Annotated in this window: 11 protein-coding genes, 1 tRNA gene and 1 other annotated feature; of the genes, 8 read left to right on the top strand and 4 right to left on the bottom strand. The window is 39.8% G+C overall.

Translation table 11 applies throughout. The features are described 5' to 3' along the window. Positions 1-203 precede the first annotated feature (203 nt). The 4 genes from H538_RS0105370 to H538_RS0105385 all read left to right on the top strand — a co-directional run bounded on the left by H538_RS0105370 (position 204) and on the right by H538_RS0105385 (position 3,884). Complete coding sequence (locus H538_RS0105370; RefSeq protein ID WP_035350278.1) at positions 204-1,259, top strand: M42 family metallopeptidase; 1,056 nt, start codon at positions 204-206, stop codon at positions 1,257-1,259. A gap of 82 nt (positions 1,260-1,341) precedes the next feature. Beyond that, positions 1,342-1,536 (top strand): YqgQ family protein, encoded by a 195-nt coding sequence (locus H538_RS0105375; protein WP_026676731.1) that lies wholly within the window; start codon positions 1,342-1,344, stop codon positions 1,534-1,536. 45 nt (positions 1,537-1,581) lie between these two features. Beyond that, the gene (locus tag H538_RS0105380) at positions 1,582-2,547 is read left to right on the top strand and encodes an ROK family glucokinase (RefSeq protein WP_026676732.1); all 966 of its coding nucleotides are present in this window, start codon (positions 1,582-1,584) and stop codon (positions 2,545-2,547) included. 149 nt (positions 2,548-2,696) lie between these two features. Beyond that, positions 2,697-3,884 (top strand): M14 family metallopeptidase, encoded by a 1,188-nt coding sequence (locus H538_RS0105385; protein WP_026676733.1) that lies wholly within the window; start codon positions 2,697-2,699, stop codon positions 3,882-3,884. A 58-nt stretch (positions 3,885-3,942) separates the two neighbouring features. On the opposite strand, the gene H538_RS0105390 is transcribed toward H538_RS0105385, so the two are convergent. Together H538_RS0105390 and H538_RS0105395 are read right to left on the bottom strand one after the other, a co-directional pair. Continuing rightward, the gene (locus tag H538_RS0105390; RefSeq protein ID WP_026676734.1) at positions 3,943-4,122 is read right to left on the bottom strand and encodes a DUF2759 domain-containing protein; all 180 of its coding nucleotides are present in this window, start codon (positions 4,120-4,122) and stop codon (positions 3,943-3,945) included. Between the two features lie 102 nt (positions 4,123-4,224). Further along, positions 4,225-4,650 (bottom strand): hypothetical protein, encoded by a 426-nt coding sequence (locus tag H538_RS0105395; protein ID WP_026676735.1) that lies wholly within the window; start codon positions 4,648-4,650, stop codon positions 4,225-4,227. Positions 4,651-4,722: 72 nt separating this feature from the next. Between H538_RS0105395 and H538_RS0105400 the strand changes: the two genes are divergently transcribed. Both H538_RS0105400 and H538_RS0105405 read left to right on the top strand, forming a co-directional pair. Next, positions 4,723-5,352, top strand: coding sequence for an MBL fold metallo-hydrolase (locus H538_RS0105400; RefSeq protein ID WP_026676736.1), 630 nt, complete (start codon positions 4,723-4,725; stop codon positions 5,350-5,352). A 1-nt stretch (position 5,353) separates the two neighbouring features. Next, positions 5,354-6,436 (top strand): class I SAM-dependent methyltransferase, encoded by a 1,083-nt coding sequence (locus tag H538_RS0105405; RefSeq protein ID WP_026676737.1) that lies wholly within the window; start codon positions 5,354-5,356, stop codon positions 6,434-6,436. A gap of 49 nt (positions 6,437-6,485) precedes the next feature. Here the strand turns inward: H538_RS0105405 and H538_RS0105410 are convergent, their stop codons facing one another. Together H538_RS0105410 and H538_RS0105415 are read right to left on the bottom strand one after the other, a co-directional pair. Further along, positions 6,486-6,731, bottom strand: a complete 246-nt coding sequence (locus H538_RS0105410) for a DUF2626 domain-containing protein (protein ID WP_026676738.1) — start codon at positions 6,729-6,731, stop codon at positions 6,486-6,488. A 126-nt stretch (positions 6,732-6,857) separates the two neighbouring features. After that, positions 6,858-6,932 (bottom strand) — tRNA-Gln (locus tag H538_RS0105415). A 146-nt stretch (positions 6,933-7,078) separates the two neighbouring features. Then, positions 7,079-7,325, top strand: a binding site (T-box leader). 155 nt (positions 7,326-7,480) lie between these two features. Here H538_RS0105415 and H538_RS0105420 point away from each other — a divergent pair. Together H538_RS0105420 and H538_RS23115 are read left to right on the top strand one after the other, a co-directional pair. Then, positions 7,481-8,701 (top strand): aspartate aminotransferase family protein, encoded by a 1,221-nt coding sequence (locus H538_RS0105420; RefSeq protein WP_026676739.1) that lies wholly within the window; start codon positions 7,481-7,483, stop codon positions 8,699-8,701. Between the two features lie 124 nt (positions 8,702-8,825). After that, entirely contained in the window at positions 8,826-9,557 is a 732-nt protein-coding gene (locus H538_RS23115; RefSeq protein WP_486598940.1) for an ATPase, T2SS/T4P/T4SS family, read from the top strand. Positions 9,558-9,600: the final 43 nt, after the last annotated feature.

Genomic DNA, 9,600 nt, shown 5'->3' on the forward strand with positions numbered 1-9,600 from the left:
TTTGTCCTTGGACAAAACATCATTCGCCGTTTTCTCGTAGGAAGAATGATGTCAATGCCGTTTGTACGAAGCCGTTTAATGAAGGAGATGTTTTAAGCGCCGAATGTGATCGTGGCGCTTTTTATTTTTTTTCCGAAGAAGGAAATCAAAAATTTTTAGCGAATATAATTATGTTTAATGTTATAGAGAAAGTAGGGAGAGAAATGGACCATCCAATTAACGGACAGGCGATCATAGACTACATAAAAGAGCTCGTATCTATTCCAAGTCCATCGGGATATACTGAAGAAGCCATTGCATATGTGGCTTCGTTTATGAAAGAAAATAATGTTCCTTTTTACATTAACCATAAAGGCGGACTGGTTGCGACACTAAAAGGTAAAGATGATACGAAACACCGGATGTTAACCGCACATGTTGATACCCTTGGGGCGATGGTTAAAGAAATTAAAGCGAGCGGACGTTTGAAACTAACGGCAATTGGCGGATTCAGGTGGAATACGGTTGAGGGAGAATATTGCAAGATTCATAGCGGAAACGGAAAAACGTATACTGGCACGATCCTCATTCATCAAACAGCTGCCCATGTTTATAAAAATATGGGAGAAGTAAAGCGAAATGATGAAAACATTGAAGTTCGGCTTGATGAAGCAGTGAAATCAAAAGAAGATGTCGAAAAGCTTGGCATTTCCGTCGGTGATTTTGTCTCGTTTGAACCGAGGGTGGAAGTTACCGAAAGCGGCTTTATTAAATCAAGACACCTTGATGATAAGGCTAGTGTCGGTATATTAATGTACCTTATTAAAGTGATACAAGATAGAGAACTAACACTTCCCTTTACGACTCATTTTTTAATTGCGAACAATGAAGAAATCGGATATGGAGGAAATTCGAACATCCCTGAAGAAACCGTTGAATATTTGGCGGTTGATATGGGAGCAATCGGGGATGGGCAGTCAACGGACGAATATAGTGTTTCCATCTGTGCGAAAGATTCGAGCGGCCCGTACCATTATAAACTTCGCCAACATCTTGTAAAGCTTGCCAAGGAACATCATATCGATTATCGGGTAGATATTTATCCATTTTATAGCTCGGATGCGTCTAGCGCTGTTCGGGCAGGATTTGATATTGTCCATGGGCTGATCGGACCAGGCATTGATGCATCACATGCCTTTGAGAGAACGCATATTCGTTCCATTGAACATACCGCCCGACTGATCTATCATTATTTGCTTTCGAAAATGGCAGGCCAATGAAAAATTACCCTGTTCCGGACGTGGAATAGGGTCGTTTTTTAAGGAAATCTATCGGTCTGATATAATGAATTGGGTGATGATCATGAAAACATTATATGATGTACAACAGTTATTAAAACGCTTTGGAACGATTATTTATACGGGGGATCGACTTGCCGATATCGAAATGATGCAGGACGAAATTACGTTGCTTTTTAAAGAAAAATTAATCGAAGTTCAAGATTATCAAACGGCTATGCTCGTGTTAAAAAGGGAATATCGCAAATCAAGTTATTAGAGATTTTTTTGAACGAAACGATTCTTTGAGGAAAAGGATGGAAGAATGATGGATAAATGGTATGTTGGTGTTGATTTAGGCGGAACAACTATTAAAATGGCGTTTGTATCGGATAATGGAGAAATCATTAAAAAATGGGAGATTCCAACGGATACATCCGATCAAGGAAAAAATATTACAAAACAAATAGCGGAAAGTATTGATTTTCAATTAAAAGAACTGAATGAGCCGAAAGCGCGCGTATCAGGAATCGGTATGGGGGCACCTGGCTTTATCGACATGTCCCGCGGATTTATTTATCATGCAGTAAATATCGGCTGGAGGGACTTTCCGCTTAAAAATACACTGGAAAAAGAAACAGGGCTTCCTGTCGCCGTAGACAATGATGCCAATATCGCCGCGCTTGGTGAAATGTGGAGAGGAGCAGGAGAAGCTGCCCGTGATTTACTATGTATAACGCTCGGCACTGGAGTTGGAGGGGGCATTATCGTTAACGGCCAAATTGTTCACGGAAAAAGCGGCACGGCGGGGGAAATCGGCCATATTACCGTCATTCATAAAGATGGGGTGCCATGTAATTGTGGAAAATCAGGCTGTCTTGAAACCGTCGCTTCTGCTACTGGCATCGTGCGGTTGGCGAAGGAAGGATTAATCCGATATCCACATTCCAGTCTTGGGGAACTGCAGCATAAACAGGGAAGGTTAACTGCAAAAGACATTATTGAAGCAGCCGAAAAACAAGACGAGCTTGCCCTTAATGTACTGGAAACTGTAGGTTTTTATTTAGGCCAGGCGATAGCTGGTCTTTGCAATGCCTTTAATCCAGGTAAAGTCATTATCGGAGGAGGGGTTTCTAAAGCAGGAAAAACACTTCTAGATCCTGTTAAAAAACATTTTGACACATTTGCGCTCCCGCTTGTTGCAAAAGATGCAGATTTTGCCATTGCCACTCTTGGGAATGACGCCGGAGTTATTGGCGGAGCCTGGATTGCGAAACAGCAATTTAATTAAGAAACTAGCGGTTGGCAGGGTATAGCATCTACATGTAATAATAGGGGAGATGTCGTGCCTGACGCTTCATAGACGCAGCATTTCTTTTTTCTCATACAAATGTTTCCCTTACATAAATTGAAAGTAGAGCGAAGTATGGAGGGAAAACAATGATTATTCAAGTGAGAAAAGGAGATACACTTTCCTATTACAGTATGTTGTTTCACGTACCGCTGCCAATCATTGAGGATTCAAATGAAATCGGAAGTACTTCTCTTCAAATTGGTCAAAAGCTTCACATTCCGGGATATACTATCGTTCGACATCATATCAGTAAAGGCGAGACACTATATTCAATTGCAAAACAATATCAAGTGCCGCTGGATAGCTTATGCCTTTTAAATCCGCTTGTTGATCCAATGACACTAATAGAAGGCCAGGCTATCGATATTCCGAGGCAAATTACAGGTCGGAGCATTATTGGGAAAAAAGAGTATGATTACTCGACATTGCGAGATGATGTAAAGCTTCTTCAAGAAATTTATCCATTTGTGAAGATAAACACATTTGGCTATTCTGTAATGGGGAAAGAGCTTATTCAACTAAAGTGGGGAAGAGGAAAGAAGAAAGTCCACATTAACGCTTCATTTCATGCGAATGAATGGATTACAACTGCCATCTTGATGCTTTTTATAAATGATTACTTATTAAATTTGACAACGAGCGCCTCGATCCTCGGTGTCAATATCCTTGATTTGTATAAAAATACGACACTTTCCGTTGTTCCGATGGTTGATCCGGATGGCGTTGATCTAGTCCTTCACGGCCCGCCTAAAGTCGAGCCTTATCATCATTTAGTCATGGAATTAAATAAAGGGGATTCGGATTATTCAAGTTGGAAAGCCAATATAAGGGGTGTTGATTTAAATAATCAATTTCCGGCCAGATGGGAAATTGAAAAAGCTAGAAAACCTAAAAATCCAGGACCGAGGGATTATCCCGGGGATTTCCCACTATCGGAACCGGAAGCAAAAGCGATGGCGGAATTAACAAAAATGGAAACGTTTGATCGAGTGATTGCCCTTCATACTCAGGGAAAAGAGATTTATTGGGGATTTGAGCGAGCAGAGCCACCAGAATCAAAAGAAATTGTTGATGAATTTTCTAAATGGAGCGGTTATAAAGCAATTCAATATTTGGATAGTTATGCAGGCTATAAAGACTGGTTTATTCAAGAGTGGAGAAAACCGGGATTTACAGTTGAGCTTGGAAAAGGGGTTAACCCCCTTCCATTGAGTCAATTTGACGAGATCTATAAAGATACAATCGGCATTTTTCTTGCCAGTTTATATATGTAAAGAAAAAATCATCAATGAAACAGGATTCATTGATGATTTTTTCTTAAAATCACGTTCATTAACCTACGCCGGTTCCACCGTGGAATACATCCCAGATGGTCATAACTGTAAACCATCCGAAAACAGCGAATGTCAGAAAAGAAAATGCTGCCGCCAATAAATTTTTCCCTTTAAGAGATCGGAGAATACCGAATAAAGCTAAAATAGTAACTAGAGCAAAAATGATGCCTAATCCCATTTTAATGTCCCCCTTATTTGAATGGATTCATTATGTAAAAAATCAGACGGGTATCATCTTGTACCATTTTACTTGTTTTTATACATTTTGTCGAGAGAGCATTTATGTTGAAATAAAAACAATTTGAATATTGTATGCTTTCGCAAAACGATGAATTAATTCGCGTTCTTGTTGAGCTATAAAATAAATCGGTTCGCCAGTATGGTCTATCGCGAGTAAATGTTCTTCAATTTGAAATAAGGCCATTTGAATATCAATATCACTTCCTGCAATAATTGAAAAAGGGACCGTCATATTTTCATATAAGTAGTATTTCTCTTTCGCAGAAAAAAATCCATAATCGTAAAAACGAGCGGTAATTGAAGGTGATTCGAGTGCGATTAAAGAAAAGACTTCTTCTGAATTGCCTGCAGACAGCTTTCGGGCTTCATACTCTGATGAAACGACCACGAATTGTCCATCAAAATCTAAAATATGTTCATCTTGGGCCATTTCTGGCTTTGCTTCAACGCCATAACAAATATTCAACGCCTACCCCTCCGTTTCTCTTACAATTTAGTGTAAAATATATAAAGAATAATGACAATGGAGGAGTTAATTATGGAATTGAAACGTTTTGTCGTTGGACCTGTGCAAGAAAATACATACATTTTACATAACAATAAAAAAGAAGCATTGATTTTTGATCCTGGAGCTAATGGAAAAAAGATTAATCAATGGATCGAAGAAAAGGAATTAAAGCCACTGGCTATTTTGCTGACCCATGCCCATTTTGACCATATTGGTGCGCTAGAAGAGGTTAGAAGGAAATGGAACGTTCCGGTTTATGTTCATCAAAATGAAGAAGATTGGCTTGAGAATCCGAAGAAAAATGGTTCGGCATATTTTATGCAAGAAATAACAGCCCGTAAAGCGGACCACCTGATTAATGGGGAAGGAGAACTCGTATTCAGTTCATTCCGCCTTAATGTATTTGAAACACCGGGGCATTCACCGGGAAGCGTTTCTTATTATGTAAAGGACGTAGGGCTTGTATTTAGCGGTGATGCCCTTTTTGCCGGAAGTATCGGGCGAACGGATTTATATGGTGGAGATCAAAAAACCCTTTTAAAAAGCATACACGAGAAACTCTTAAGTTTACCTGAGGAGACGGTTGTTCTCTCCGGACACGGACCGGAAACCACAATCGAAAGAGAGATGGATATAAACCCTTTTCTGAGCGGTTTTTAACATGTTGGACATCATTAGACGGGAAATCGAGAGGTCACCCCATTTTGCTATAAATTATGAGCAATATATGAACCTCGTTCTTTATCATCCAGAAAAAGGGTATTACAATCGCGAACAACAAAAAATCGGAAGAAACGGGGATTTTTACACGTCTAGTAGCCTATCGGATCTATTTGGAATGGTCTGGGCGAACTGGTTTTATGAATCGATAAAACGTAACGATTTAAAGCCGATCATTTGCGAAATCGGGGCTGGTAATGGAAGATTTGCTAAAAGCATGTTAGAGGAATTGAAAAAAACACATCCCGATTTTTATCATGAAGTTGAATATTTGATTATTGAAGCAAGCCCTTATCATCGGGGGAAAATAACCGATTGTTTAAGAAATGAGCCGGTCTCTATTTTCTCTTCAATAGAGGAATGCCAGAGTAAGGTTCCTGATTTTTGCGGCGTCATTTTTTGCAATGAACTGCTTGACGCGCTTCCCGTCCGGGTTGTGGAACAATCAAAGTCTATGTTATATGAAATGGTTGTCACATTAAATGAACGTAGTAAGCTTTCAGAAAAAAAAGTTTTATGCAAGGACGAGAATGTTATTTCGTGGATTGAAAAATATGTAGGAAGATTAAATCAGGGGCAACGGATAGAAATCCCTTTGAAAATGACAGAGTGGCTGTTAAATCTATACGGATGGATCAAACAGGCGGTCGTTGTTTTTGTCGACTATGGCTACACTCGCTCGCAATGGAAAGAGCCTATTTTACAATCGGGCAGTTTAAGAGGCTATATGGCGCATCAAATGATTTCGGATCCCATTCTTTATCCGGGAGAAATGGATTTGACTTCACATGTTCATTGGGATGCTGTGAAAATGATCGGAAGGGAACATGGTGCAAATTGCAAGATGTTTCAGTCACAAGGGATGTTTCTTCTTGAAAACGGCATACTGAATCACCTTCAAGAAACTATAAATACAGATCCATTTTCAAAAGAGCATAAACAAAACCGGGCAATCCGTTCACTTGTTTTAAGTTCCATGGCGGACCAATTTCAAGTAATGATTCAAAAAAAGACGGTAACTTGAGGTTACCGTCTTTTTCTGATACGTTATATTATGTATCGTTGTTATTTTGTTAATGCCCTCCTGCACCAGGAGTCATCATAAATGTTGTCCAATACGTGAACCCTACGAAGAATACGGTCAGGTAGGCACCGAAAATATAGATATACATACGTTCTGATAAGTTCAAATACCCTAAAGTTACAAACATAATCGTTTGGCCTACAAATAATAAGGCCATTGGCACTAAATCCCCAAGATAAGCCATTACCGCGATGACTGCTGTCCAGAATCCGAGCACTCTGTACATTCTCGCCATGTATGCATCCCTCCTTTTTCACGAAAAAAAGCTAGTTCCTATTGTATTATATATGTTTTTTTACATCATTGTAAATGCTCAAATAATAAAAATTTGGAGACAATTTGATAATCCTGAAATAAAAAATGGCTGGGCTAGCTGGATTCGAACCAGCGCGTCACGGAGTCAAAGTCCGTTGCCTTACCGCTTGGCTATAGCCCAATGGAACAGTTATAGTATAACATCCCATCATAAAAAATATACACGGTTTGTGAAATTCAACAAATAGCAATTAACTTTTTTGTTGACATTCACAAATGACAGTTTTATAATCAGAGCAAATAACTGATCATTAAAAAATGAAAATGATAAAAGCTTAGAAAAGGAAAAGTAAAAGAAAGCTCTTTCGCCAGAAATCCGTCCCATAGGCTGAGAGGACGGTCGTAATCTTTCTTTGAACGCCACCTTGGAGCTTTGTTTTGAAGGTGAAAACCCGTAAAAAACAACGGCCCGGTCTTTCGTTAAAAGGACTGAAGTTCATGTGAACTTACGGAGTCTGTTTTTTGTGAAAAAAACGGAAAAGCTGAGTGGTACCGCGATACTCTCGCCTCAGCAGCCAAACGAATGGAAACATATCGTTTGGTTGCAGGCGGGGGTTTTTTTATTTCACATTAAAAATTGAAACATTAACTAGGAAACTGAGCATCCGCTATGTAGACTCGGCAAAGACGGAGAAATCTAATGGAGAAATTGTAGGAGGAAGAATAACAATGGACAACTGGATGGATTTGGATAAAATATATATGATGTCGGCTTATGAACGACTGCCTGTAGCAATAACCGGGGGGGAAGGTTCGACTCTTTATGATGTAAATGGAAGAGCGTATCTTGATTTATTTTCCGGTGTTGGCGTTAATTTATTAGGTTACGGTCATCCTGAAATCATGAAAGCGGCAACTGAACAAGTGGCTAATTGCTTACATCTTCCGTTTCACTTTTTAAACCCTGTAGCAATTAAATATGCGAAAAAACTTGTCGATCATTCATTAAAAGCGGGAAAAGTCTTTTTTACCACTTCTGGTGCGGAGGCGACAGAATCAACCATTAAGCTGATCCATAAATTTAAACAAAAAGCAGGGGATGTAAGGGACGGAATTGTCGTATTAAAAAATAGTTTTCATGGACGGACGCTAGGTGCTCTTCCATTAACGAGACAAAAAGGCGTCTATCAAGATTATCCGTGTCATTCCATTACGATCCATGAAGTTGAACGTGAGGATGTCGACGGATTAGTAAAAGTGATCCACCAACAACATCCGATTGCTGTTATGATTGAACCTGTCATGGGAAGCGGTGGAATTTACCCATTGTCGGGGGAATATATAAGGAAAATTGAGGAGCTTTGCCGCGAGAATCATATGCTTTTCATTGTTGATGAAGTTCAATGCGGAATGGGGAGAACCGGAAAATTATTTGCTTATCAGCACCACGGAGTAACACCAGATATTGTACAATTCGGTAAAGGTGCTGGCGGGGGAGCGGCCTTTGGAGGAATTATTGCAGGTCCGCGTGTTCATGACTGTTTTGCCCCGGGAGATCATGGCACGACCTTTGCACAGCCTCCTTTAAGCACGGCTTTAGGGCTCGCCGTATTAAAAGTTTTGCTTGATGATGGAATGATGGAAAAAGGGTATGAAACGTCTCAATATCTGTATAAAAAGCTCAGTGAGATCCAAAAGAAGCATGCTGATTATATAACGGATCTACGCTATAGCGGGATGATGTTTGGGATGAGTGTGAATGATACTGCAGCTAACGTGAAAAAAATACAACGGAAATTACTGAATGACGGAATGTTGGTCGACGTGACGCAAGGAAACATTATTCGCCTCTTGCCTCCACTTGTATTAACGAAGCAAGAAGTAGACCGCTTTATCGATGCATTCCAAAGTCATCTGCCGACACCGGTTCTTGCGGCAATCGGTTGCTAAATTGAAGGAGCTGACAAAATATCAGCTCCTTCAAAATTTTTTTGAAAAGAAAGAAGGATTTTGCAGAATTTTGCCGTATACATAACTTACTTGACGAAAAGGAGTGTGATCACATATTCTCGCCATTGAAAGTAAAAGCAAGCAATTGTTGCAACAGGCTGTTTTCCTGCAAGCCTCAGATGTTCACTTCATTCCGAAAAGAAACAAGGGGGTGGTTCAATTTCGAATTGCAGGCGAGCTTGTTGAAATGGAACAACTTTCATATGGTTATTTTGAAAGATTGATTTCCCATTTTAAATTCCTCTCCGGCCTTGACATCGGTGAAAAAAGAAGACCTCAAAACGGTTCTATGGACATAATGATCCAACAGAAAATTCTTCATTTGCGCCTATCGACATTGCCTTCCGCCTATTCTGAAAGTCTGGCCATCCGCTTATTGCCTCAGGAAGAAACCATCGATATGCACCATCTTTCATTATTTCCCGAAAGTGTTGACCAACTTTGTAACTTAATGGTACGCGCAAGCGGGCTGATCCTTTTTACAGGGCCGACAGGTTCAGGGAAAACGACCATTTTATATTCACTTTTGCAGTACATCCAATCTCAAATGAAGCGGCAAATTGTCACGCTTGAAGATCCAGTCGAAAAAAAAGTCGACTCGTTTTTGCAAATGGAGATTAATGAAAAAGCGGGGATTACGTACGGGGAAGGTTTTAAATCAATTCTCAGGCATGACCCGGACGTCATTATGATCGGTGAGATAAGGGATGAAGAAACGGCTAAACTTGTGCTGAGAGCGAGCCTTACAGGACATCTAGTCATGTTAATAGAACACTATCCAATCAATGGAATTTAACCTCAATTGAAACAGATTCTGGTTTTTTCTCTGTAGACACTTT

Source organism: Fictibacillus gelatini DSM 15865 (genome assembly GCF_000430745.1).
GTDB classification, from domain to species: Bacteria; Bacillota; Bacilli; order Bacillales; family Fictibacillaceae; genus Fictibacillus_A; species Fictibacillus_A gelatini.

Bases quoted from the DNA above. Each gene is read 5' to 3' on its own strand.
- H538_RS0105370 (WP_035350278.1), top strand. From the start codon at position 204: ATGGACCATCCAATTAACGGACAGGCGATCATAGACTACATAAAAGAG.
- H538_RS0105375 (WP_026676731.1), top strand. From the start codon at position 1,342: ATGAAAACATTATATGATGTACAACAGTTATTAAAACGCTTTGGAACG.
- H538_RS0105380 (WP_026676732.1), top strand. From the start codon at position 1,582: ATGATGGATAAATGGTATGTTGGTGTTGATTTAGGCGGAACAACTATT.
- H538_RS0105385 (WP_026676733.1), top strand. From the start codon at position 2,697: ATGATTATTCAAGTGAGAAAAGGAGATACACTTTCCTATTACAGTATG.
- H538_RS0105390 (WP_026676734.1), bottom strand. From the start codon at position 4,122: ATGGGATTAGGCATCATTTTTGCTCTAGTTACTATTTTAGCTTTATTC.
- H538_RS0105400 (WP_026676736.1), top strand. From the start codon at position 4,723: ATGGAATTGAAACGTTTTGTCGTTGGACCTGTGCAAGAAAATACATAC.
- H538_RS0105405 (WP_026676737.1), top strand. From the start codon at position 5,354: ATGTTGGACATCATTAGACGGGAAATCGAGAGGTCACCCCATTTTGCT.
- H538_RS0105410 (WP_026676738.1), bottom strand. From the start codon at position 6,731: ATGGCGAGAATGTACAGAGTGCTCGGATTCTGGACAGCAGTCATCGCG.
- H538_RS0105420 (WP_026676739.1), top strand. From the start codon at position 7,481: ATGGACAACTGGATGGATTTGGATAAAATATATATGATGTCGGCTTAT.